Source organism: Spirillospora sp. NPDC048824, from assembly GCF_043198455.1.
GTDB lineage: Bacteria > Actinomycetota > Actinomycetes > Streptosporangiales > Streptosporangiaceae > Spirillospora.
Genome location: NZ_JBICUS010000018.1, coordinates 1 through 22,873 on the forward strand (window position 1 = coordinate 1; position 22,873 = coordinate 22,873).

The window sequence follows — 22,873 nt, forward strand, 5'->3', positions numbered from 1 at the left end:
CCGCACGCTGCCGCAACTCGGGAGAGTAGGGGGACTTCCGTGCCATGACTCGATCATCCTCTCAATCGAGCCTCCAACAAACCCGGGGCGGCTCACAAGCCAGGCAAGGTCATCTCGTACACCGCGCGTTGGACGGTCGGCGGCCGTGAGAAGTCTCGGACGTTCGAACGGTCTTCACAGGCAAAGAGCTTCCTGTCTGACCTCAGGCAGGCTGCCAAGAACGGTGAGGCGTTCGATACGGACACGGGCCTTCCGCTGTCCATGCTCAAAGCGGCGACCGCTCGGACGTGGCTGGAGTTCGCCCGTGCCTACGTCAAGGCGCGTTGGCCTCATGCGGCTGCCAAGTCTCGGGAGGGCCTCACCGACACCATGACGGCCGTGACGCTCGTGTTCGTCAAGGACATGCCCGGTCGTCCTGACGCGTCCCTCCTCCGGGTGCTTCTCCGGCGGTTTGTCTTCGTGCCGGACGATCGCCGTCCCGACATGTCGGCCGAACTGGGCGCGGCGCTTCGCTGGCTGGAGTCGGCGTCCATGCCGATTACCGAACTGGACGAACCGCGATTGGCTCGGGCCGCGCTGGAGATTCTCGCGCTCCAACTCGACGGACAACCCGCGGCCTCCTCGACGTTCCGGCGCAAGCGGGCGGTGTTCAAGCATGCGCTCGGCTACGCGGTCGAACTGGGGGAACTGGCGGCCAACCCCCTTGACCGAGTGAAGTGGCGTCCTCCCAAGCAGAACGGGGCCGTTGATCGGCGGGTCGTCGTGAATCCGTCCCAGGCTCGCGAGCTGCTGACGGCGGTTTCCTATGTCGGCCGGTCGCGGGGGCCTCGGCTGCGGGCGATGTTCGGGTGCATGTACTTCGCCGGCCTCCGTCCGGCTGAGGCGGCGGGGCTGCGTCGGCAGGACTGCGAACTTCCGGCAACCGGGTGGGGGCTGATCACGCTGAAGAAGACCCGGCCTCAGACCAACAAGCGGTACACCGACTCCGGGGAGACCTTCGATGATCGGGGCCTCAAGCATCGGGAGGACGACATCGTGCGGCCCGTCCCGATCCCTCCCGAGTTGGTGACGATGCTCCGGGAACACCTCGAAGCCTTCGGGGCGGCCGAGGATGGTCGGCTGTTCGTCACCAGTGGCGGCCGGTCGTTCTCCGGCTCGGCGTACGCGCAGGTCTGGAAGCGGGCTCGCGTCCTGGCGCTCGCTCCGGATCAGGTCGAATCGCCGTTGGCGGCCCGGCCGTACGACCTGCGGCACGCGGCGGTGTCGCTCTGGCTGAACGCGGGCGTCCATGCTCCCGAAGCGGCCGAACGCGCTGGGCACGGGGTCGATGTGATGTTGCGTGTGTACGCCAGGTGCATCGATGGGCAGCGGGAGGTAGCCAACCAGCGCATCGAGGACGCGTTGGCGGCATGATCGGCAACCGCGGTGGAGAGGCTCCGGGACGTTCCGGGGCCTCTCTTGTCTTGTGTGCTGACCTGGGCAAACGCGGGCGGAGTCATTCCGCGTATATTCCGGGAACAGTGCCGCGCGGCTGCGTTCGGTGGCATCTGGCTGCATCCGGCCGAACCGGCGCGAGAGGCGTCATTGCAGGTCAGGGCATTGATCGGCTGGTGGGGGTGGCGCGCCCGGCAGGATTCGAACCCGCGACCGTCGGATTAGAAGTCCGATGCTCTGTCCAGCTGAGCTACGGGCGCCCGGCGCCCGGCGGGACGCCGGGAAACAGTGTAAGGGTGAGGGTCCTCAGGCTCCACATCTATAACGGCCTTACCGGGCGGAAGAGGGCGGGCGGGTCTTATCTTGGGGTGCTGTGGCGGTGAACTTTGAGATGCCGCTCTCCGGTGGGGACGTGTCGGAGGGCGTGGTACGGGTCGGGGACACGGTGCGGAGGCCGCTCGGGGCGCACAGTCCGGCCGTGCACGGGTTGCTGCGGCATCTGGAGGCGGTGGCGTTCGACGGTGCGCCGCGGGTGCTCGGGGTCGATGGGCGGGGGCGGGAGGTGCTGAGCTGGGTGCCGGGGGAGGCGCCGCGGCGGCCGCTGGCGGGTCATGTGGTCTCAGATGAGGCGTTGCGGGGTGTCGGGCGGCTGCTGCGTCGGTATCACGAGGCGGTGGCGTCCTATGAGGCGCCGGAGGGGGCGCCCTGGGACGGGGAGACGTCGAATCTGGACGGGGAGCCCGAGGTCATCGGGCATTGTGATGTGACGCCGGAGAACGTGGTCTTCCGGGGCGGGATGCCGGTGGCGTTGATCGACTTCGATCTGGCGCGGCCCACGACGCGGTTGTTCGATGTGGTGACGGCGTTGCGGCATTGGGGGCCGATCGCCGATCCGGCGGATCGGGACGCGTTGCTGTACCGGGTCGACGTGGGGCGGCGGCTGCGGATCTTCTGTGACGCGTACGGGTTGGACGCCCGGGGGCGGCGGGACGTGCTGCCGGCGGCCCGGGTGCGGTTCGAGCGGTCGTATCTGGCGATGCAGGTTCGGGCGGAAGGCGGCGGGGGTTGGGCGCGGATGTGGCGCGGGGGTGCCGGGCAGCGGATCCGGCGGGCGCAGGACTGGCTGGAGCGGTACTGGGATGAGCTTGATGCGCGTCTCTGGTGAGGGCCTTGTTCTCGGGGTGGCGTTGGACGCGTTCTTCGGGGATCCGAAGAAGTGGCATCCGGTGGCGGGATTCGGGCGTGTCGCATCGGTGGCGGAGCGGTCCTTGTACGGGGATTCGCGGTGGCGCGGGGTCGTCCACACCGGGGTTCTCGTGGGGGGTGCCGGGGTGCTCGGGGTCGGGCTGGAGGCGGTCGCCCGGGGGCGGGTGGCGCATGCTCTGGTGACCGCCGGCGTGACCTGGGCCGTGCTCGGGGGGACGTCGCTGGGGCGTGAGGGGCTGGTCATGGCCCGGGTGCTGGAGCGGGGGGATCTGGAGGCGGCGAGGGGGCGGCTTTCTCATTTGTGTGCGCGGGATCCGAGTGGGCTCGATGCGGAGGGCTTGACGCGGGCCGTTGTCGAGTCGGTGGCGGAGAACACGTCGGATGCGTCGGTCGCTCCGCTGGTGTGGGGTGCCGTGGGCGGAATTCCGGGATTGCTGATGTATCGGGCGGTCAACACGCTCGATGCGATGGTCGGGTACCGGAATCCGAGGTATGAGCGGTTCGGGTGGGCGGCGGCGAGGCTGGACGATGTGGCCAACTGGGTCCCGGCACGGGTGACGGGCGGATTGGTCGCGGCTTTCTCCGGGCGTGCCGCGTGGCGGGTGCTGGTGAGGGACGGGGGCAAGCATCCGAGTCCCAATGCCGGACGGTGTGAGGCCGCGTTCGCCGGGGCGCTCGGGGTGCGGCTCGGGGGCGTCAACGAGTACGGGGGACGGGTTGAGCGGCGTCCCGAGATGGGCGGCGGCAGGGCACCGGAGGTGCGGGACATCACGAGGGCCGTGCGGCTTTCGGCGGCGGTGACGTTCGCGGCGGCGGCCGTGATCTGGGGTTTGCGGTGAGTGGACTTCTGGTCGCGGGAACGACGTCGGACGCGGGGAAGAGCGTGGTCACGGCGGGGCTGTGCCGGTGGCTGGCGAGAAAAGGTGTGAAGGTCGCGCCGTTCAAGGCCCAGAACATGTCGCTGAATTCGATGGTGACGGGTGACGGGGCGGAGATCGGGCGGGCGCAGTACATGCAGGCGCAGGCGGCGGGGGTGGCGGCGAGGGCCGTGATGAATCCGGTGCTGCTCAAGCCGGGGAGCGATCGGCGTAGTCAGGTCGTCGTTCTGGGACGGCCCGTGGCGGAGGTCGACGCGCTGCAGTACGGGGAGCACAGGGAATGGCTCAAGGGCGTCGTGAAAGAAAGTCTCGAGGAGCTTCGGGACGAGTACGACGTGGTGATCTGCGAGGGGGCCGGAAGCCCCGCCGAGATCAACCTGAGGGCCGGCGACATCGTGAACATGGGGCTCGCGAGGGCCGCGGAACTGCCGGTCATCGTTGTGGGCGACATCGACCGTGGTGGTGTTTTCGCGTCCTTGTACGGGACGGTCGCCCTGCTGGAACCAGCCGATCAGGCGCTGATCGCGGGATTCGTCATCAACAAGTTCCGGGGCGCCAGGGAATTGCTGGAGCCGGGGCTTGAGCAGCTGGAGACGCTCACCGGCCGGCCGACGCTGGGTGTGCTGCCGTGGAAGTCCGGGCTGTATCTGGATTCCGAGGACGCTCTCGCGTTGGAGGCGCCTCGGCCTGAGGCGAAGGGGCCGGTCGGGAACGAGACCCTGAGGGTCGCCGTGGTGCGGTTTCCCCGGATCTCGAATTTCACGGATCTGGACGCACTGGCCTGCGAACCGGGGGTCGTCGTCCGTTATGCGGCGAGCGCCGGGGATCTGGCCGAGGCCGATCTGGTCGTGCTGCCGGGGACCCGGGCCACGGTCGGTGATCTGGCCTGGCTGCGCGAGCGGGGAATGGCCGACGCGATCGGCGGCCGTGCCCGTGCGGGCAGGCCCGTGCTCGGCATCTGCGGCGGCTATCAGATGCTCGCCGAAGAGATCGTCGATCAGGTCGAGTCGGGGGCGGGACGGGTCGAGGGGCTCGGCCTGCTGCCCGCACGGGTCGAGTTCAGGGAGGAGAAGACGCTCGGGCGGCCATTGGGGAGTGCCTACGGCGAAGACGTCCACGGCTATGAAATCCACCATGGTGTCGTGGTCGCGAGGGGGGAGCCGTTCCTCGACGGATGCCGGCAGGGGGCGGTCTGGGGGACGACCTGGCACGGCGCCATGGAGAACGACGGGTTCAGGCGCGCCTTTCTCCAGGACGTGGCGAGGGAAAGCGGCCGCGATTTCACGCCCGCCCCGGATGTGTCGTTCGAAGCCCTGCGGGAGGCGACTCTGGACACGCTCGGCGACCTCGTCGAGGAGCATCTGGACACCGATGCCGTGTGGCGGATCATCGAGAACGGGGCGCCGCGGAACCTTTCCGTCGTCCCGCCAGGCGGGCCGCCGGAGGTGCGCGCCGATGGGCCGGGCACGGCCACGACGGTAGGGTGATCCCTTCGATGGCACCGGCCGCAACAGGCATCAGGAGGAACGTCCCGTGACCGACCCGCGGTCAAGTCTGATCGTCCCGCTGATGAAGGCGCGGGTGCCGGCGGAGGTCCAGCTGGAGTTTCCGCTGCCGCCGGACGAGGAGCCGATCCGCGACCCGTTCGCCGGCGATCTGTATGTCAGCTACGCGCTGGAGATCGCCGACGAGGCCGCCCCGGCCGGCCGCCGCTACGAGCATGTGGCCCGCCGGCACTGCGCCGAGCTGGGCGTGCCGCCGGAGGAGCTGCGCCGCCGCGCGGTGATCAACCTGCGTGGTCTGCGCCCCGAGCTGAGCCTCAGCTGGTATCCGGACGTGCGCGCCGTGACGGTGTCGCTGTCCGGGACGGGCGCTCCGGCGCGGCGGGGGAGCCTGGAGTCGGGCCTGCTGCTGGACGAGGGGTTCCTGGAGAAGCTGGGCCAGGACGTGGAGGGCGACCTCGTCGTGGCGGCCCCGGCGCGGGACGTGTTCGTCGCGTCCGGTACCGGTCACCCGGACGGCGTCGACAAGCTCCGCTGGGCGGTCGCGCAGGTGTGGGCCGAGGACCGCGGCGACGGCGGCGGCGATCCGGCGTGGGACGTGCCGCCGGGGAGCCTGCTCACCCACAACCTGATGGTGCGCCGCGCCGGCGTCTGGGACGTCCTGACGCCCTGAACCGCCCGGCGCGTCACGACAGCGTCTTCAGCCGCGGCCACAGCTCCGGCCACGGGGCGCGCTGCCCGCGGCAGATCCACACCGGTTTGCCCTGTTCCTGGTTGTCGAGGCCGACACCGTTGTCGATGCGGCCGGCGGGGCGCACGTCCGTCCAGAACCGCCGCAGGTAGGGCGCGCCCGCTTCGGTTTCGGGTCCGACGACGATCGCGGGGCCGCCGGTGTCCGGGGGACGTCCGAAGTACCAGTAGCCGTTGTGCCCGCTGTACGCGCGGGGCAGGCCGAGGCCGGGCCCGTACTTGTCGAGCGCCCCGGCCTCGCCGTAGTTGCTCACGATGATCGTCGCCTTGGACCGCTCGTCCGGCGGCAGGGAGCCGTGGACCTCCGCGACCCGGGCGGCGAACCGGGGCCAGCCGACCGTCTCGGCGGAGTCGGCGTTGACGGCGGGCTGCGGGGTGTCGGCCAGCCATTTCACCGGGTAGACGGGCAGGGTGAGCAGAGCGGTCGTGACGGCGGTGATCACGTAGACGGGCAGGGCCGGCACCCAGCCCCAGCCGCGCGGCGCGCCGTTCCGCTCGATCTCGACGGCCCCGGCCGCGAACAGCGCCGCCCAGAGGCCGCTGAGGTAGTACGGCTTCCCGGCGGTGAGGAGGAACAGGACGGTCAGCAGCACGTACGCGTGGCCGAGGAACCGGAACGGCCGCAGGTCCGCGGACCGGTACGTCCGCCACAGGCCGTAGATCCACAGCCAGGACAGGACGACGCCGGTCAGCAGTATCTGGAACGGGACGAACCCGGGCCGTCCGGCGAAATCGCCGTTCCCGGCGATCGCGTCCGCCATGTCGAGCTGCGGCCAGTCGTGGCCGGCCTGCCACATCAGCCCCGGGACGACCGCGGCGGCCGCGATCAGTACGGCGGCCGCGAGCATGGGGCGTCGCAGGAACTCGCGCGGCCCGGAGATCAGCAGCCCGGCGACGAGTGCGGCCAGCACGAACGCGGCCAGGTACTTGACGTTCAGTGCCAGGGCGGACACGGCGCCGACGGCGAGCAGCAGCCGCTGGTCGCGGATCCGCACCCATCTGACGACGAGCCACACGATCGTCGTCGACAGCAGCAGGTCGAGCGTCGCGGTCGAGAACAGGTGGCCGGCCGCGACGACGAAGGGACACACCGCGTACGCGCCGGCGGTGAGGAGCTGGGCCCGCCGTCCGCCGCCCATCTCCCGGGCCGTCAGCGCGGCGGCGACCACGCCGGCGGCGGAGAAGAGCGCGGCGGGGACGCGCAGCGCGACCAGCGAGTCGCCGAACACGGCGGTGACCGCCCGGCCGATCAGCGGCAGCAGCGGCGGCTGGTCCGGGTACCCCCACATCAGGTGCCGTCCGGCGACGCGGAAGTACAGTTCGTCGCGGTGGTAGCCGTACCGGGCGCTGACGGCGAGGAGCACGACGCCGAGCACCCCGGCGATCAGCAGGACCGGCCGCCAGGCGACGGCGGGGGAATCCGGTGGGGGGATGGTCTCGGCGGGATCGGATCCCGCGGAGGCCGGAGCGGACATGATCGAACCTTATGCCGCCGGTCCGGACGGAGTCACGATCGTCATCCCGTCCACAGCCGGACAGCGCCCGGCGCCCGGAAAACCGGTGGGACGGGACGGGGCGCGCGGCATACCGTGTGGTCATGGTGTCGACACATCAGATGCTCGCCTTCTCCGCGATGGCGTTCGTCATCATCGTGATCCCGGGCCCGTCCGTGCTGTTCGTCGTCGGCCGGGCGCTGGCGCACGGCCGCCGCACGGCCCTCGCGGGCGTCGTCGGCGGTGTGCTGGCCGCGCTGGTGCTGACCGTCGCCGTCGCGGTCGGCGTCGGCTCGATCGTGGAACGGTCCGCGGTCGTGTTCACGGCGTTGAAGACCGTCGGCGCGGTGTACATCGTCTATCTTGGGGTGCAGGCCTTCCGGCACCGCCGCTCGCTCCAGGAGGCGGTCGGCCGCGACGATGGGGCGCGCGGCGGGCGGGCCCTTCTGCAGGGCTTCATCGTGGGCGTCACCAACCCGAAGACGACGGTGTTCTTCGCGGCGGTCCTGCCGCAGTTCGCCGTGCGGGAGCACGGTCATGTGCCGCTGCAGATGATGGTGTTCGGGCTCATCTTCGCGCTCATCGCGCTGCTGTGCGACAGCGTGTGGGGCGTCGCCGCCGGGGCGGCCCGCACCTGGTTCGCCCGCTCGCCCCGCCGCCTCGCGGCGATCGGCGGCACCGGCGGGCTGATGATGATCGGCCTCGGCGTCACCGTCGCGACGACCGGCCGCAAGGAGTAGCCGGGCAAAACCGGACCTGGAGACTAGACCGAGCAGAGGGCGAAGTCGTCGAACGTCGCCTCGGACTGCCCGGAGACGCCCTCGGGACGCGACGCGATCAGCCCGCTGGGGCCGGGGTGATCGGCGGGAGCCGCCGCGGTGGTGCTCGTGACGTGCTCGCCGTTGACCCACATGCCGAGCTTGACGTCCGACCCGTCCTCGACGCACGCGGCCTGGACGCGGTCGTCGTTGCTGCGGAGGTCGGTGGCGGTGCCGGTCGCCAGGTCCGTCAGCCTGGAGCCGTCCATCTTGGCGATGCGCACCCGCCCGTCCTCGCGCAGGAGGAACGCGAAGCCGGTGCCCTGTCCGTGGCAGTAGACGCCCGCCTCGCCGCCCTTCTGCTCGACCTTCACTTCGATGAGCTGCGAGTCGGGGACGTCGTCCACGGGCGCGTCGACGGTGGTTCGGTTCGTCGCGGGGAGGACGTGGAGTTCGTACTTGCGGTCGCGGTAGGACGCGTCCCAGATCGGCGTGGCCGGCGTCCTCCAGCCCGAGGTCTCGTCGCTGAAGTCGTCGTCGAAGACCTTGTCGTCGACCTCCGGAGGCTGCTCGCCGAAGCCGGCGGCGGCCCGGGTGGTCTCAGAGCCCCCCGAGGACTTCCCATCGTCGGACCTCAGGTTCGGCACGCCGAACACGGCGGACACCCCGACGAGGGCCGCTGCGGCGCCCACGGCCAGGCCCCGGCGCCGCCACGGGTGCGGCTTCGACATCATCGTCGATGGCGTCATCGGTGACGGCGGCATCGTGTGCGGCGTCATCGGTGACGGCGGCGTCTGCGGCGGCGGCGCGGGCGGCGGGACCTGTGAGGCGCCTGCGGCGGGCGGCGCGTCCACCGGATGCGTCGCCGGGACAGACTCGACACTGGTGGGGACCGCCGCCTCCGGCGCCTCGGGCGCCGGTCCGGGCCTGGCCTCCGGCAACGTCCGCACGGCCGCCGGCAGCGCGACCGCGGGGGGCGTCGACGGCGGCTCCTCCTCGCCGGTCAGCGCCTGGATAAGCTGCTTGACCGAGGGACGTCCGGCCGGGTCCTTGGCCAGCGACCGGGCGACGACGGCGCGCAGCGCCGTGTCGTCGAGCCCGTCCAGATCGGGTTCGCCGCTCGTCACCCGGTTGATCGTCTCCGGGAGCGTGCCGCCGCCGAACGGGGCGTGTCCCGTGCCCGCGTACGCGACGACGCAGCCCCAGGCGAAGACGTCCGCCGCGGGTGTGATGTTCCTGCCGTGCATCAGCTCCGGCGCCATGTAGGCGGGGGTGCCGATGAACTGGCCGGTCCGGGTCGGCCCGTCCGGGGCGTCCAGGGCGCGGGCGATGCCGAAGTCGATGACGCGCGGCCCGGCGGGGGACAGCAGCACGTTGGACGGCTTCAGATCGCGGTGCACGATCCCGGCGCGGTGGATCGCGCTGAGCGCAGTCGCGATGTTGACCGCGAGGGCCTCCAGGTCGCCGCCGCGCAGCGGCCCGCCCTCCTTGACGGCCGCGTCCAGCGCCGGGCCCGTGACGTACTCGGTGACCACGTACAACGGGTCGCCGTCCAGCCGGGCGTCCAGCACCGCGGCGGTGCAGAACCGGCGGACCTGCCGCGCCGCCGTCACCTCACTGCGGAACCGCTCGTGGAACGCCTCATCGTCGGCCAGCTCCGGGTTGATGACCTTGACCGCGACCTGCCGGCCCGATGCGTCCTCGCCGAGGAAGACCGTGCCCATCCCGCCGCGGCCGAGCCGCCCGAGCAGCCGGTAGGGGCCGAGCTGCCGCGGGTCACGGTCACGAAGGGGGGCCTGCATGGGGGTCTCCCGGAGCCGGAGGGGTTTGTCTCATAGACGTGGGAACAAGGCCCGCGCGTTCCCGCGTGCGGCCGTGAACGTCCCGCCCATACGCTTAGATGCCGGTATCGATGGGCGGGTTCGGGAGGAAAGAGTGGACGTGACGGTGGACGTGCTCGGCCCCGGATACGAGGCGATCGAGCTGCCGATGGGCAGGGACGCCGAGGGGGAGGTCGTGGCCACGCTGGTGCGGCGAAGGCGCACCGCGCCTTCCGCCGCCGGCCCGTCCCGCGGGGCGGTGTTGTACCTGCACGGGTTCATCGACTACTTCTTCCAGAAGCATCTGGCCGACTTCTACGTCGACCTCGGCTTCGACTTCTACGCGCTCGACCTGCGCAAGTACGGGCGGTCGCTGCGCCCGCACCAGACCCCGAACTATGTCGAGAGCCTGTCGGACTACTTCCCCGAGATCGACGAGGCCGTCCGGATCATCCGGGACGTGGACGGGCACGGCACGCTTCTGCTGAACGGCCACTCGACCGGCGGCCTGATCGCCGCGCTGTGGGCGGACCGGGCGAAGGGCGAGGGGCTGGTCGACGCGGTGTTCCTGAACAGCCCGTTCCTCGACATCGCCGAGCCGCTCGTGATGCGCAAGGCCGGCGCCGGGCTCGCGCGGCTCCTGCGCCCGCGGTTCCCGAAGGCGAAACTGCCGGCGGGCGTGTCGGACCGGTATCCGCGGAGCATCCACCGCGACCACGAGGGCGAGTGGGACTTCGACCTGGCGTGGAAGCCGATCCTCGGGTTCCCGGTGCGGGCGGCGTGGCTGGCGGCCGTGCGCCGCGGGCAGCTCCGGCTGCACAAGGGCCTGGACGTCGACGTCCCGGTGCTGGTCATGGCGTCGACGCGCAGCGTCCGTCCCACCCGCAAGGTGCTGGACGTGACCGGCGCCGACGCCGTCCTGGACGTCGAGCACATGGCGCGGTGGGCGCCGAGGATCGGGCGGCACGTGACGCTCGTCCGGATCGACGGCGGCCTGCACGACCTGATGCTGTCGGCCGAGTCCGCACGCACGCAGGTCTTCGAGGAGCTGACCCGCTGGACGAACGGCTACCTGCCCGGCCGGCGCTGACGGCCGGCCGCCGGGCGGCTAGCCGAGGATCTTCGACATGTCGAAGTCGTCGAAGTCGGCGACGATCTGCTCGGCCGCGTTGCCGCCCCGGATGATCTGCAGCCCGACCCAGCCGTTGGGAAGCGGCTGGTCGGTGTCGGTCCTGTCGATGACCTGCTCGCCGTTCACCCAGAGCCGCAGCCGGACCTCCGCGCCGTCCTTCCCCTGGCCTTCGCAGGCGATCTGGACCGTGGTCGGAGAATCCGGGTCGAAACCGGGGACCGAGTCCGGATTGGCGAGGTCCTTGGTGCCGAGGTCCCCGTTGAACTTGCGGAGCACCGCGCCCTTGCCGTCATTGCGGACGAGGAACAGGTACTGCTTCTTGCCGTCGTCGTTGGCGCGGCAGAGCATGCCGAACATGCTGTCCGGGGAGCCCTGGTCGACCGCCACGGTGACGGTCGCGAGCATCGGGTCGGGGATGTCCTCGACCTTGTCCTTCGGCACCCAGCGCGCGACCTCGCCGCTGGAGCCGTTGGTCTGCATCCGGTACTTGCCCGCCGCGTAGCCGTACTGCTTGTCGTAGATGTCGCCCCAGCCGGAGTCGCTGTTGGAGAACGCGTCGCTGAACGCGGTGGCCAGGTTGTCCGGCGGGCCGTCGGAGCGCAGGACGGTGAACCCGACGACAGCGAGCACGGCCAGCACGGCGGCGACCGCGGCACCGATGATCAGCGGGCGGCGGGGGAGTCCGGCCGTCCGGCCGGAGCGGGGGCCGGGGCCGCCGGGGTGTCCGCCGTCGCGGCGCGTGGTGTCGGCGTCGGGCGGGACCGCGGGCCGGGTGTAGGCGGACGGGCCGGCCTGTGCCTGGCCGGCCCGTGCCTGCACGGTCGGGTCGGCCGCGGGGCCGTGCCAGCCCGCCTGGACGGTCTCGGCGAGCGTCGCCGGGTCGGTCGTGCCGTTGCCGACGAGGCGCCCGAGCAGGTCCTGGACGGACGGGCGGTTGCGCGGGTCCTTGTCGAGGGCGGCGGCGACGATGTCGCGCAGGCCCGAGTCCAGCCGGTCGAGGTTCGGCTCGTCGTGCGCGACGCGGTAGAAGATCTCCGGGACGGTGTTGCCCGCGAACGGCGCGCTGCCCGTCCCGGCGTAGGCGACGACGCAGCCCCACGAGAACACGTCGGACGCGGGCGTCACCTGCTCGCCGCGCAGCAGTTCGGGCGGGAGGTAGTTCGGGGTCCCGACGAACTGGCCGGTGCGGGTGGGCCCGTCGGCGGCGTCCAAGGCGCGGGCGATGCCGAAGTCGATGACGCGCGGGCCGGTGGACGACAGCAGCACGTTGGCGGGTTTGAGGTCGCGGTGCACGATGCCGGCGGCGTGGATGGCGGCGAGCGCGGTGGCGACGCCGACCGCGACGCCTTCCAGGTCGGAGCCGGGCAGCGGGCCGCGTTCGGCGACGGCGCTCTCCAGGCTGGGACCCTCGATGTACTCGGTGACGACGTACAGGGGGTCGGTGTCGAGCTCGGCGTCCATCACCGGCGCGGTGCAGAACCGGCGGACCTGCCGGGCGGCGGTGACCTCGCGCCGGAACCGGTCCCGGAAGGTGCTCTCACCGGCCAGCTCCCGGTTGATCACCTTGACGGCGACGCGGCGTCCCGCCCGGTCCTCACCCAGGTAGACCGTCCCCATGCCGCCGCGGCCGAGCCTGCCGACCAGCCGGTAGGGGCCGAGCTCCTCGGGGTCCTCGGGGCGCAGGGCCTCGCCGTTCTCTCCTGCGTGCGTGGTCATCGTGATCCTGAACTGGAATACGGGAGTCTTTTTCGTAGAACCCTAGCGGTCCACGGCAATTGAGACGCGCGAAGCGTGTCAGGGCGTTCGGCGTGAACGTGGAAGAGTCCGGAAGGGCGGCAGTTTCTCGCCGGTGAGGCCGAACGCGTACGCCACGACACGGCCGGACCACCGCTGGCAGCCGACGACGAGCCCGTACAGCGGGCGGGGATAGCGGCCGGTGAACGGGATGACGAACCAGCTGAGCAGCATCACGCACACCAGTGCCGTGTACATGACCAGCATCACGACCAGGTGCGGGACCACCAGCAGGCCGCGCAGGAGGGTGAACCAGCGCCGCGGCCCCTGCCACGCCGCCGGGAAGGGCAGGTCGACCACGACGGTCTGCTCGGCCGCGCCCGGGTCGCGCTCGACGTCCTTTCGCGGCGCGGGCGCGGCGGCCGGGGCCTCGGCGGGTGCGGGCTCGTCCGCCCCGGGGACGGGGCGCGGCCGCGGGACCTCCGCGTTCGCCGCGGCCGCCGGGTGGTCCCCGACCGTTCCGGCCGTGTCCGCCGCGGCGATCGGGCCGGGTTCCGAGGCCGGATCCGGCCGCCGCCAGGACGCCGAGATCGTCTCCGCGGCGCGTTCGGGGTCGGCCTGCTCCTGCCCGACGAGCCGGGTGAGGAGCCGCCGTGCCGTCGGCCGGCCGCGCGGGTCCTTGGCGAGCGCGGCGGCGACGATCTCGCGCAGCCGCGGGTCGAGGCCGGTGAGGTCCGGTTCCTCGGTGCCGATGCGGTGGAACGTCTCCGCGACCGTCTTGCCCTGGAACGGGGGACGTCCCGTCCCGGCGTAGGCGACGACGCAGCCCCACGAGAACACGTCCGACGCCTGCTCGACCGGTTCGCCCCGCAGCACCTCGGGCGCGATGTAGTTTGTTGAGCCGAGTGAAACTCGTCGTTTGATTGGTGGCGGGTGGGGGCTGGAGGACGGGGTCCCGACGAACTGGCCGGTGCGGGTGGGCTCGCCGGGGGAGTCCAGGGCGCGGGCGATGCCGAAGTCGATGACGCGCGGGCCGGTGGACGACAGCAGCACGTTGGCGGGTTTGAGGTCGCGGTGCACGATGCCGGCGCCGTGGATGGCGGCGAGCGCGGTGGCGACACCGACGGCGAGGCCCTCCAGGTCGGAGCCGGGCAGCGGCCCCTTGCCCTGGACGGCCTTCTCCAGGCTCGGCCCGTCGATGTACTCGGTGACGATGTAGGGCGGGTCCTGGTCGAGTTCGGCGTCCAGGACGGGCGCGGTGCAGAACCGGTGGACGCGCCGCGCCGCGGTCACCTCGCGGCGGAACCGGGCGAGGAACGCCGGCTCGCCGGCCAGCTCCCGGTTGACGACCTTCACCGCGACCCGGCGGCCGTCGGGTTCGGCGCCGAGGTAGACGGTGCCCATGCCGCCGCGGCCCAGGCGTCCGAGCAGGCGGTAGGGCCCGAGGACGCGGGGTTCGTCCTGCTCCAGCGGTCCGGCGGCGGTCGTCGTCATGGGGGGCGGCGCTCCTCGGAAGATCGTCTCTCCGTCCCCACCTTATGGGAGCCGGGGGTCGCCGGCGTGCCGGTCAGGGGATCAGCAGGAGCTTGCCGGTGGTCCGCCTCGCCTCCAGGTCGGCGTGCGCCGTACCGGCTTCGGCGAGGTCGTGGCGGTGCCCGACATGGACCCGCACGGCACCCGATTCCACCCATCCGTAGACCGCTGCGGCGCGTTCCAGCAGCTCCTCGCGGACCTCGGTGAAATGAGTGAGCGACGGGCGCGTGAGGTACACCGATCCGGCCGCGTTGAGCCGCTGCGGATCGAACGGCGGAACCTTCCCGCCGGCCGCCCCGTACAGCGCGAGGACGCCGCGCCGGCGCAGGCTCGCCAGGCTTCCGTCGAACGTGGGCGCCCCGACGCCGTCGTACACGGCCGCGACGCCCTCGCCGCCGGTCAGCTCCCGCACCCTCTCCGGGAAACCGTCGTAGCCCATCGTGACGTCCGCGCCCGCGTCCTTGGCGAGCTGCTCCTTCTCCGGCGTCGAGGCCGTGCCGACGACCCTGGCGCCGAGGGCCTTGGCCGCCTGGGTGAGCAGCAGCCCCATCCCGCCCGCCGCCGCGTGGACCAGGACGGTGTCGCCCGCCTGGACCGGATACGTCGACCGCGTCAGGTAGTGCGCGGTCATGCCCTGCAGCAGTGACGCCGCCGCGTCCTCCAGACCGACGCCGCCGGGGACGGGGACGACCTTGTCCGCCGGGACCACGGCCCTGTCCGCGTAGCCGCCCTGCACGCCGGACCAGGCCACGCGGTCGCCCACCGCGAACTCGGTGACGCCGTCACCCGCCGCCGCGACCGTGCCCGCCGCCTCCATGCCCGGCGTGTACGGGAGGGCCTGCGGGTAGGCGCCCGTCCGGAAGTACACGTCGATGAAGTTGACGCCCGCCGCCGCGACGTCGATCAGCACCTCCCCGGGGCCGGGTTCCGGGTCGGGGCGCTCCCCGGCCACCAGGACCTCGGGGCCGCCGGTCTCGGTGATGATGATCGCGCGCATGTCGCCCTCCTGCAGTCGGATGCTGGTCATCGGAACCCGCCGCCGCCGGCGGGCATTCCCGCCGGGACGTTCAGATCCAGTCGCGCATCGTCCGGGCGACCACCGCGACGGCCTCCTCCACGCGGGAGGCGACCGTCCCGGCGTCCCAGATGTCGCGCCGGGCGCAGTCCTCGAAGGCGACCTTGACCGCCGCCAGGAAGAACGCGACGACGATCCGCGGCCGCAGGTCGTTCTCGACGTCCACGCCCTCGCGCCGCGCGATCTCGGCGGCGAGCGTCTCCGCGGACGCCGAGTGACGCGCCATCTGCGCCGCCATCAGCGACGGCGTCGCCTCGATCACCTGCCGGACGCGGCGGAACCGGGTGCCGTCGGCCGGGTCGCCCTCGGCGATCGTCCGCAGCATCACGCGCAGCGACTCCAGCAGCGCGGTGAACGGCCGTTCCCCCGGCGGACGCGCCGCCAGCGCCTCCCGCAGGACGTCGTCGTGCTCGGCGAGGAAGCTCGTGACGACGTCCTCCTTGGTGGCGAAGTAGCGGAAGAACGTCCGCTGTGACACGTCCACGGCCGCCACGATCTCGTCGATCGTCGTCGCCTCGTAACCCTGGGAGAGGAACAGGTCCAGTGCCGCGTCGACGAGCGCGGACCTCGTCCGCTGCTTCTTGCGTTCACGGAGCCCGGCCAGAGCGCGCGCGGGAGCACGCTCGTCTGCGGGGCCTGACGGGTCGCCGGCGGGGACGGCGCTCATCGGCTCGCTCCTTCTGTCCGCTTGACGCGGGCGCTGGACGCCCGGCTCACAGAGGCTTCTATCACGGACGCGTCCTCCGTATGCGCGCCGGACTCCGGCATTCGGAAGTGACGGGCTCGGCCGATTGGCGCACGCGCACCGGGTGCGTCGCGCCGCCGCTGGAGGACCATCCCCCGAGGATTGTGAAAGAGCCGTCCCACTCTTCGGATTCTCCCTGCGCAGCCCCGGTTTTAGGGTCATGCTGAGGTTCGGTCACCAGTTGTCGCCGGATGATCGCCCAAGGTGGTTCCGGCGGTCCGGACCATGCTGAGGCGGCTGAAGTGTCTGTAGTCGGTGGGCGAGAGATCGCCGAGGAGCGCCGGCGTCACCTCGCGGTGCTCGCGCACGAGGTCGAGGCGCGCGGGCTCTCGTGGCGGCTCGCCGGTCCCGAGGAGTCCCTGCTGGGCGTGACGGGCCCGCGGACCCGGCGCCAGATCATGGTCGTCGCGAGCCTGTCCGGCGACGGCTGGTACTACCTCTGGCCGGGCGGTATGGCCGGCGTGGCCGACGCCCCCGACGTGGCCGACCGCCTGATCCACCTGCTGGGGTAGCCCCCGCCTTGCCCTCTCCTCCACGGGGTCTCTAGACTCGGGTGCGAACGTTTGTTCGAATATCCGCATGTTCTTCCCCCGTGCGGTGCGCGCGAGGGGGAGGCAGATGACACGCGTGTTCGGCGACCCGGTGGACGTCTGGGTGAGTGATGGACGTCCCATCCGGTTCGTCTGGCGTGACCGGCTCTACACCGTCCGGCGGGTGCTGGAGCACTGGGTCACGACCCGTGACTGGTGGCGGGAGCAGCAGCCCGACGGCGAGGCCACCGGTGAGCGGGAGTTCTGGCGGGTCGAGGCCACCCCGGACTGGGAGATCGGCGTCTACGAGCTGCGTTTCGACGTGGCCGCTGACAGCTGGCTGCTCTCCCGGGTATGGGACTGACGTGCACATTCATGTCGCTTCGGGATATTCGCTGCGGTACGGGGTCGCGCCGCCCGCCGCGCTGGCCGAGCGCGCGGCGGGCCTCGGCATGGAGACGCTCGCGCTGACCGACCGCGACGGCCTGTACGGCGCGGTCCGTCACGTTCGGTCATGTCGCGACGCGGGGATCGGGGCCGTCGTCGGCGCCGACCTCAAGGTCGCCTCCACGGGCGAGGAACGGATCGTGGTGCTCGCCGAGGGCCGGACGGGGTGGCGGTCGCTCTGCCGGCTGGTGACGGCGGCGCACGCGGCGGGCGAACGCGGCAACCCGCTGGTCACACGGCAGATGGTCGGCGCGCACGCCGAGGGGCTCATCGTGCTGCTCGGCCCGTGGTCGGACGTGGGCCGCGCCATCGCCGGACGGCGGCCCGACGCGGCGGCACGGCTGCTCGACGCGTGGCGCGCCACCGCCGAGACCGTCATCGAGATCGTCGACCACCACGACCGGGGCGAGGGGCACCGGGCGGCCCGGATGCTCGCGCTCGCCCGCGAGGCCGGGGTCCCCGCCGTACTGGGCAACGCCGTCCGCTACCTGGAGCCGGCCGACCACCCGGTCGCGCAGGTGCTGGACGTGACGCGCCGCCTCGTCCCGCTGGACCGGCGGCACCTCGACGACCGGACCGGGCACGCTTACCTGAAGTCGGTCCCCGAGATGCGCCGCGTCGCGGAACTGAGCTGCGGCCCGGACGAGGCGGACGCGCTGCTGGCCGCCACCCGCCGGCTCTCCGAACGCTGCGTCCTGGACCCGGCCCGCGACCTCGGCATGGACGACGTCCACCTGCCGGCCGTGGCGGGCGACCCGTACGCGCGGCTCGCCGCCCGCTGCGCCGCCGGAATGACCCGGCGCGGGCTCGGCGGATCATGGCGGGCCGCGGCCCGGCTCGACGACGAACTCGGCGTCATCGCCCGCAAGGGGCTGGCGTCCTACTTCCTCACGGTCGCCGACGCGGCCGCGCTGATCAGGTCGCGCGGCATCCGCTGCGCGATCCGCGGCTCCGGCGCCGGCAGCCTGGTCAACCACCTGCTCGGCATCGGCGACCTCGACCCGCTGCGGCACGACCTGCTGATGGAGCGCTTCCTCGCCGACAGCCGCGAGGGCCTGCCCGACATCGACCTGGACGTGGAGTCGGCCCGCAGGCTGGAGGCGTACGAGGCGCTGTTCGACCGGTTCGGGGCGGAGAGCACGGCGTGCGTGTCGATGATGGAGACCTACCGGGCGCGCAGCGCGATCCGCGACGTCGGCAACGCCGTCGGGCTCCCGCCGCTGGAGATCGACGCGATCGCCAAGGCGTTCCCGCAGATCAGGGCGAACCAGATCCGCGCGGCGCTGGACGACCTGCCCGAGCTGCGGCAGAGCAACCTGGCGGCGGGACGCCTGGAGGTGCTGTTCCGGATCGCCGAGCGCCTGGACGGCCTGCCCCGGCACATCGCCATGCATCCCTGCGGCGTCCTGCTGTCGAACCCCACGCTGCGGGACCGGACACCGATCGAGCAGGCCGCCGTGGGTTTCCCGATGAGCCAGTTCGACAAGGACGACGTCGAGACGATGGGCCTGCTCAAGCTCGACGTCATCGGCGTCCGGATGCAGTCGGCGATGGCGCACGCGGTGGCAGAAGTAGCACGGGTGTCGGGGGAGCGGATCGCGCTGGAGGACGTCCCGCGCGACGATCCCGCGACGTACGAGCTGGTCCGCACGTCCCGGACGCTCGGCTGCTTCCAGATCGAGTCGCCGGGCCAGCGGGAGCTGATCGGCAGGCTCCAGCCGCGCGACCTGGACGACCTGGTCATCGACATCTCGCTGTTCCGTCCGGGGCCGGTCAACTCCGACATGGTGTCGCCGTTCCTGGAGTCGCGCGCCGGGACCAGGGAGCCCGCCTACCCGCATCCCGACCTTGAGCCGGTGCTGCGGGAGAGCCTCGGCGTGGTCGTCTTCCACGAGCAGGTGCTGCGCGTGTTCGACGTGATGACCGGCTGCGGCCTGTCGAAGGCGGAGGCGGCGCGGCGGAGCCTGAACCACGAGCGGGGGCAGGCCGTGGTCGGCGCCTGGTTCCGTGAACGCGCCCTCGCCCGGGGCTATGACGAGCCGGCCGTCGAGCGGGTCTGGCGGACGCTGACCGCGTTCGGCGCGTTCGGCTTCTGCAAGGCCCACGCCGCGTCGTTCGCGCTGCCCACCTACCAGTCCGCCTGGCTGAAACGGCATCACACGGCCGCGTTCTACGCGGGCGTCCTCACCCATGATCCCGGCATGTACCCCAAGCGGGTCATCCTGGACGACGCGCGGCACTTCGGCGTCCCGATCCTCCCCCTGGACGTCAACCGCTCGGCCCCGGACTGGCACGTCGAACCCGTCCGCGAGGGCGGCCCGGCCGGGATCCGCGTCGCGCTGAGCGAGGTCAGGGGCATCAACGACGGAGAGATCACCGCGATCGTCGCCGAACGCCCCTACGCGTCGCTGACCGACTTCTGGCGCCGCGCCAGGGTCTCCCGCCCGACCGCCGAGCGCCTCGTCCTGGCCGGGGCGTTCGACGGCGTCTACGGCGACGGCGACGTCGCGCGCCGCGACCTGCTCTGCCGCGTGGGCGCCCTGGACCGCGCCACCGCCCGCGCCCCCGTCGTCGAAGGCCAGCTACCCCTGGGCCACGAGGACGGCGACGGCGCCCTGGAGATCCAGCTCGCCGACGACGTCCCGGCGGGCGAACTCCCTCCGATGACGCCCGCGGAGGTCGTCGAGGCGGAACTGGACATCCTCGGCATGGACGTCAGCCGGCACGTCATGACCTTCTACGACGGGCTGCTCGCCGGCCTCGGCGTCGTCCGCGCCGCCGACCTTCCGGGCCGTCCCGGCGGAAGCGAGGTCCTGGTCGCCGGCGTCAAGGTCGCCACACAGACCCCGGCGGTCAGGTCGGGGCAGCGCGTCATCTTCGCCACGCTGGACGACGCGACGGGCCCCATCGACCTCGCGTTCTTCGAGTCGGTGCAGGACAGGTGCGCCGCCACCGTCTTCGGCTCCTGGCTCCTGGTCGTCCGCGGCCGTGTCCGCCGCGCCGGGGCCCGCGCCGTCTCGATCACCGCCTACGCCTGCTGGGACCTGAACACCCTGCACGAGGAATGGCGGCGGGGCGGCCCGGACGCCGTCCGCGCCGCCATGGCGGGCCCGGCGCCGCGGGGCCGGCCGGTCGGCGACCGCGTCGTCCACCCCACCGGGTTCGCGATGTCCCCGTACTCGGACGTCGGCCACGCCGGACCGGGCATCAAGCGTCCCCCGAGGGCCGCTCTCTGGCACACCAGCCAGGGCAGCTCAGGCCCAGCCCCGGGCTAGCTCTCCCGGGGCGATCTGGAGCCTGGTGATCTGGAAGACGGTGGCCATGGAGAGGGAGGCGGCGAGAGCCTGGAGGGCGGCTGCGGCGACGCCGACGTGGACGTCGAAGCGGGCGTCGGCGAGGGTGTCGACGCTGCCATGGGTGAACGCGTAGGCGAGCACGACGCCGAGGAGGGTGCAGGCCCACCAGCCGGCGACGACGAGCCCGGCGGCCTGGCGTTCGGCCGTCCGGTACCGGCCACTGTTCACCCAGACCTCGTAGATCATCCGCGGGGGGAGCCACAGGTTGACGATGGGGCAGAACCAGCCGAGGAGGATCCAGGCCCGGTGGTACTGGTGCGGCCCCGGCGACTGCCGGTAGGCGCGCCAGAGCCAGATGAAGTACAGCACGCCGGTGACGGCGGCCATGATGGCGCTGATCGTGAACACGTCGGCGTAGGGCGCGAGGGCCTTGCCGGTGGCCGCCGCGTCATAGGTCCCGTGCGTGGCGGAGCGGAGCGGGTCGGAGAAGCGCAGGAGGCTGATCCCCGAGCCGAGGGCGACGAACGCGTTGAAACCGAGGAGCATGAAGACGGCGACGCCGACGGCGCGGAAGTCGCGGCGCCGCGCCCACGCGCCGCAGGCCGGGCACCGGTCCACCTCGGTCGGGATGATGTCGCCGCACAACGCACACGGCATGATTCACCTCCGACGGGTTTTGCGGTTCGCTGCATTGGATACTACGTACGTTTGACTTACGCGGCCCATGGCGGGTTCGGGTCCGCGGACCGGATGTTCAGATGTGGAAGACGAGCCGCGCGCCGGCGAGCGTCGCGGCGGCGGTGACGGCGGCCCACGCGGCGAGGCGGCCGAGGCCGCCGGTGGACAGCAGCCGTTCCGGGCGGAAGCCGGTCACGAGCAGCAGCGCCCACCATTCGGCGGTCAGCGCGAGCGTCCCGTACAGGGATCCGAAGCCGATCAGCGAGAACGTCAGGACGATCCCCGCGGGCGTCGCGGTGTGCGCGAACAGCGTGGGGCCGCGGGCCGGTCCGTGGATGCTCCTGCGCAGGCCCGCGAGGACGATGCCCCATCCGCAGGCGCACAGCACCCAGAGGGCCACGACCGCCACGGGCAGCCCGTTCAACGACTCCGGTGCCAGTGCCTCGTCCTTCCCCCGCGTGTCCGTCGTCCTGATTCTCGACGATCAGTACCCGGATGACCACAAGGCGAATTCTGTCAGCATTGCGAACCCGGCCGGGGGGTCGAATAAAGGTTCGAGAATGTCAGAGGTGCTCCGTACCGTTGGCCTTGTGATTCGGGCGACACCTGGGAACAGGAGTCGAACCGAGTTGCTTGTGATGACGTACGTAGGGGTATGTGACAGTCGGTGGCCTCCGCAAAGGCGCGGCCCACCGGGCTAAGGAAGGGGTGTTGGCATGAGAGCAGCGACCAGCACGTTCCATCTCTCCCACCCGCGGCTTGACGGGCCCGCCGAGCGGACCGTCGTGGAGCCGTGGCTCACCGAACTTCCGCACGCGACGCTGAACGCCTACGCCGAGACCTCCCCCGCGCTGGCTCCTGTGGAGGCACTGCCCATGCGGCAGACGCCGTCCACCCGGCCGGTGCCCGCACGCATCGCCGTGGCGGCCTGACCGACGACGAAAAAAGGGACCGAGCGACCTCGGTCCCTTTTTTCTTTGTGATGCTGTCTCAAATACTGATACATAGTTCCCAGAATGTGAGAAGTGATCGTAGGGTGAGGGCACGGACAGAGAGGTGATCCCGATGGCCCCGACCTACACCCATGGCCACCACGCGAGCGTGCTGAGCTCACACCGGTGGCGCACGGCCGAGAACTCCGCCGCCTACCTGATCGGGCACCTGCGCCCGGGGAACGCGGTGCTGGACGTGGGCTGCGGCCCGGGCACGATCACCGCCGGGCTGGCCGGACGCGTCGCCCCGGGACGTGTCGTCGCCGCCGACGCCGCCGAGGACGTCGTGGACGAGGCCCGCGAGAACACCGCCGGCCTGGACAACGTCGAGTTCGCCGTCGCCGACGTCCACGCCCTGGACTACGCCGACGGCACGTTCGATGTCGTCCACGCCCACCAGGTCCTGCAGCACGTCGCCGACCCCGTCCGGGCCCTGCGCGAGATGCGCCGCGTCACCAGGCCCGGCGGCATCGTCGCCGCACGCGACGCCGACTTCGGCGCCATGATCTGGTACCCGGAGCCGCCCGGCATGGACGCCTGGCTGCCGATCTACTACCGGGTCGCCCGCGGCAACGGAGGCGAACCCGACGCCGGCCGGCGGCTGGTGTCCTGGGCCCGCGCCGCCGGCTTCACCGACGTCACCGCCTCCTCCTCGGCCTGGTGCTACTCCACGCCCGGGGAACGCGAGTGGTGGAGCGAATCCTGGGGCGGCCGCATGATCAGGTCCTCGGTCGCCGACCACGCCGTCGCCGGCGGCCACGCCACCCGCGACGAACTTCAGCGCGTCTACGAGGGCTGGAAGGAATGGGCGGCCGCCGAAGACGGCTGGTACTCCGTGACCCACGGCGAGATCCTCTGCCGCGCCTGATC

At 71.9% G+C, this 22,873-nt stretch carries 20 protein-coding genes and 1 tRNA gene; 12 read left to right on the top strand and 9 right to left on the bottom strand.

Features of this window, described 5'->3' with window-relative positions; translation table 11 throughout:
• The first annotated feature begins 378 nt into the window (after positions 1-378).
• Positions 379-1,413, top strand: a complete 1,035-nt coding sequence (locus ACGFIS_RS29695) for a tyrosine-type recombinase/integrase (protein WP_392973283.1) — start codon at positions 379-381, stop codon at positions 1,411-1,413.
• 204 nt (positions 1,414-1,617) lie between these two features.
• Here the strand turns inward: ACGFIS_RS29695 and ACGFIS_RS29700 are convergent.
• Positions 1,618-1,694, bottom strand: a tRNA-Arg gene (locus tag ACGFIS_RS29700).
• A 113-nt stretch (positions 1,695-1,807) separates the two neighbouring features.
• On the opposite strand from ACGFIS_RS29700, the gene ACGFIS_RS29705 reads away from it, so the two are divergent.
• From ACGFIS_RS29705 to ACGFIS_RS29720, 4 genes are read left to right on the top strand one after another with little or no spacing between them, the layout of a single operon-like run.
• A complete protein-coding gene (locus ACGFIS_RS29705; protein ID WP_392906260.1) occupies positions 1,808-2,599 on the top strand; it encodes a phosphotransferase enzyme family protein in 792 nt (263 codons plus the stop codon).
• Positions 2,583-3,479 (top strand): cobalamin biosynthesis protein, encoded by an 897-nt coding sequence (locus tag ACGFIS_RS29710; protein ID WP_392906258.1) that lies wholly within the window; start codon positions 2,583-2,585, stop codon positions 3,477-3,479. The genes ACGFIS_RS29705 and ACGFIS_RS29710 overlap by 17 nt, the downstream gene beginning before the upstream one ends.
• Complete coding sequence (locus tag ACGFIS_RS29715; RefSeq protein WP_392906256.1) at positions 3,476-5,005, top strand: cobyric acid synthase; 1,530 nt, start codon at positions 3,476-3,478, stop codon at positions 5,003-5,005. The genes ACGFIS_RS29710 and ACGFIS_RS29715 overlap by 4 nt, the downstream gene beginning before the upstream one ends.
• Positions 5,006-5,051: 46 nt before the next feature.
• Complete coding sequence (locus ACGFIS_RS29720) at positions 5,052-5,693, top strand: DUF1444 domain-containing protein (RefSeq protein ID WP_392906255.1); 642 nt, start codon at positions 5,052-5,054, stop codon at positions 5,691-5,693.
• A 13-nt stretch (positions 5,694-5,706) separates the two neighbouring features.
• On the opposite strand, the gene ACGFIS_RS29725 is transcribed toward ACGFIS_RS29720, so the two are convergent.
• On the bottom strand, positions 5,707-7,245 hold the full coding sequence (locus ACGFIS_RS29725) for an ArnT family glycosyltransferase (RefSeq protein WP_392906254.1): 1,539 nt from the start codon (positions 7,243-7,245) through the stop codon (positions 5,707-5,709).
• 122 nt (positions 7,246-7,367) lie between these two features.
• Between ACGFIS_RS29725 and ACGFIS_RS29730 the strand changes: the two genes are divergently transcribed.
• Positions 7,368-8,003 carry a LysE family translocator gene (locus ACGFIS_RS29730; protein WP_392906253.1) on the top strand — a complete coding sequence of 212 codons (636 nt, stop codon included), beginning with the start codon at positions 7,368-7,370 and terminating at the stop codon, positions 8,001-8,003.
• A 23-nt stretch (positions 8,004-8,026) separates the two neighbouring features.
• On the opposite strand, the gene ACGFIS_RS29735 is transcribed toward ACGFIS_RS29730, so the two are convergent.
• Positions 8,027-9,823 (bottom strand): protein kinase, encoded by a 1,797-nt coding sequence (locus ACGFIS_RS29735; protein ID WP_392906252.1) that lies wholly within the window; start codon positions 9,821-9,823, stop codon positions 8,027-8,029.
• Positions 9,824-9,956: 133 nt separating this feature from the next.
• Between ACGFIS_RS29735 and ACGFIS_RS29740 the strand changes: the two genes are divergently transcribed.
• Positions 9,957-10,931: an alpha/beta hydrolase gene (locus tag ACGFIS_RS29740; RefSeq protein WP_392973285.1), complete on the top strand. Its 975-nt coding sequence runs from the start codon at positions 9,957-9,959 to the stop codon at positions 10,929-10,931.
• Between the two features lie 18 nt (positions 10,932-10,949).
• On the opposite strand, the gene ACGFIS_RS29745 is transcribed toward ACGFIS_RS29740, so the two are convergent.
• The 4 genes from ACGFIS_RS29745 to ACGFIS_RS29760 all read right to left on the bottom strand — a co-directional run bounded on the left by ACGFIS_RS29745 (position 10,950) and on the right by ACGFIS_RS29760 (position 15,982).
• A complete protein-coding gene (locus tag ACGFIS_RS29745) occupies positions 10,950-12,689 on the bottom strand; it encodes a serine/threonine-protein kinase (protein WP_392973287.1) in 1,740 nt (579 codons plus the stop codon).
• Positions 12,690-12,767: 78 nt separating this feature from the next.
• Entirely contained in the window at positions 12,768-14,201 is a 1,434-nt protein-coding gene (locus tag ACGFIS_RS29750) for a DUF4389 domain-containing protein (protein ID WP_392973289.1), read from the bottom strand.
• A gap of 73 nt (positions 14,202-14,274) precedes the next feature.
• Positions 14,275-15,237 carry a quinone oxidoreductase family protein gene (locus tag ACGFIS_RS29755; RefSeq protein WP_392906516.1) on the bottom strand — a complete coding sequence of 321 codons (963 nt, stop codon included), beginning with the start codon at positions 15,235-15,237 and terminating at the stop codon, positions 14,275-14,277.
• Between the two features lie 70 nt (positions 15,238-15,307).
• The gene (locus ACGFIS_RS29760; RefSeq protein ID WP_392906247.1) at positions 15,308-15,982 is read right to left on the bottom strand and encodes a TetR family transcriptional regulator; all 675 of its coding nucleotides are present in this window, start codon (positions 15,980-15,982) and stop codon (positions 15,308-15,310) included.
• 320 nt (positions 15,983-16,302) lie between these two features.
• Here ACGFIS_RS29760 and ACGFIS_RS29765 point away from each other — a divergent pair, with 320 nt between their 5' ends.
• From ACGFIS_RS29765 to ACGFIS_RS29775, 3 genes are all read left to right on the top strand, one after another.
• Positions 16,303-16,572 (top strand): hypothetical protein, encoded by a 270-nt coding sequence (locus ACGFIS_RS29765; RefSeq protein ID WP_392906246.1) that lies wholly within the window; start codon positions 16,303-16,305, stop codon positions 16,570-16,572.
• A 106-nt stretch (positions 16,573-16,678) separates the two neighbouring features.
• Positions 16,679-16,954: a DUF6504 family protein gene (locus ACGFIS_RS29770; RefSeq protein WP_392906244.1), complete on the top strand. Its 276-nt coding sequence runs from the start codon at positions 16,679-16,681 to the stop codon at positions 16,952-16,954.
• A gap of 1 nt (position 16,955) precedes the next feature.
• Positions 16,956-20,312, top strand: coding sequence for a DNA polymerase III subunit alpha (locus ACGFIS_RS29775; RefSeq protein WP_392906243.1), 3,357 nt, complete (start codon positions 16,956-16,958; stop codon positions 20,310-20,312).
• Here ACGFIS_RS29775 and ACGFIS_RS29780 read toward each other — a convergent pair.
• Positions 20,292-20,990, bottom strand: a complete 699-nt coding sequence (locus ACGFIS_RS29780) for a DUF4328 domain-containing protein (RefSeq protein WP_392906242.1) — start codon at positions 20,988-20,990, stop codon at positions 20,292-20,294. The genes ACGFIS_RS29775 and ACGFIS_RS29780 overlap by 21 nt on opposite strands.
• A 97-nt stretch (positions 20,991-21,087) precedes the next feature.
• On the bottom strand, positions 21,088-21,435 hold the full coding sequence (locus tag ACGFIS_RS29785; protein ID WP_392906239.1) for a hypothetical protein: 348 nt from the start codon (positions 21,433-21,435) through the stop codon (positions 21,088-21,090).
• A 292-nt stretch (positions 21,436-21,727) separates the two neighbouring features.
• Here ACGFIS_RS29785 and ACGFIS_RS29790 point away from each other — a divergent pair, with 292 nt between their 5' ends.
• On the top strand, positions 21,728-21,943 hold the full coding sequence (locus ACGFIS_RS29790; RefSeq protein WP_392906238.1) for a hypothetical protein: 216 nt from the start codon (positions 21,728-21,730) through the stop codon (positions 21,941-21,943).
• Between the two features lie 133 nt (positions 21,944-22,076).
• A complete protein-coding gene (locus tag ACGFIS_RS29795) occupies positions 22,077-22,871 on the top strand; it encodes a methyltransferase domain-containing protein (RefSeq protein WP_392906236.1) in 795 nt (264 codons plus the stop codon).
• Positions 22,872-22,873 lie beyond the last annotated feature (2 nt).

Excerpts from the sequence above, each read along its gene's own strand:
- ACGFIS_RS29710 (WP_392906258.1), top strand. The coding sequence starts at position 2,583 with ATGCGCGTCTCTGGTGAGGGCCTTGTTCTCGGGGTGGCGTTGGACGCG.
- ACGFIS_RS29725 (WP_392906254.1), bottom strand. The coding sequence starts at position 7,245 with ATGTCCGCTCCGGCCTCCGCGGGATCCGATCCCGCCGAGACCATCCCC.
- ACGFIS_RS29730 (WP_392906253.1), top strand. The coding sequence starts at position 7,368 with ATGGTGTCGACACATCAGATGCTCGCCTTCTCCGCGATGGCGTTCGTC.
- ACGFIS_RS29735 (WP_392906252.1), bottom strand. The coding sequence starts at position 9,823 with ATGCAGGCCCCCCTTCGTGACCGTGACCCGCGGCAGCTCGGCCCCTAC.
- ACGFIS_RS29745 (WP_392973287.1), bottom strand. The coding sequence starts at position 12,689 with ATGACCACGCACGCAGGAGAGAACGGCGAGGCCCTGCGCCCCGAGGAC.
- ACGFIS_RS29750 (WP_392973289.1), bottom strand. The coding sequence starts at position 14,201 with ATGACGACGACCGCCGCCGGACCGCTGGAGCAGGACGAACCCCGCGTC.
- ACGFIS_RS29755 (WP_392906516.1), bottom strand. The coding sequence starts at position 15,237 with ATGCGCGCGATCATCATCACCGAGACCGGCGGCCCCGAGGTCCTGGTG.
- ACGFIS_RS29760 (WP_392906247.1), bottom strand. The coding sequence starts at position 15,982 with ATGAGCGCCGTCCCCGCCGGCGACCCGTCAGGCCCCGCAGACGAGCGT.
- ACGFIS_RS29770 (WP_392906244.1), top strand. The coding sequence starts at position 16,679 with ATGACACGCGTGTTCGGCGACCCGGTGGACGTCTGGGTGAGTGATGGA.
- ACGFIS_RS29780 (WP_392906242.1), bottom strand. The coding sequence starts at position 20,990 with ATGCCGTGTGCGTTGTGCGGCGACATCATCCCGACCGAGGTGGACCGG.
- ACGFIS_RS29790 (WP_392906238.1), top strand. The coding sequence starts at position 21,728 with ATGAGAGCAGCGACCAGCACGTTCCATCTCTCCCACCCGCGGCTTGAC.
- ACGFIS_RS29795 (WP_392906236.1), top strand. The coding sequence starts at position 22,077 with ATGGCCCCGACCTACACCCATGGCCACCACGCGAGCGTGCTGAGCTCA.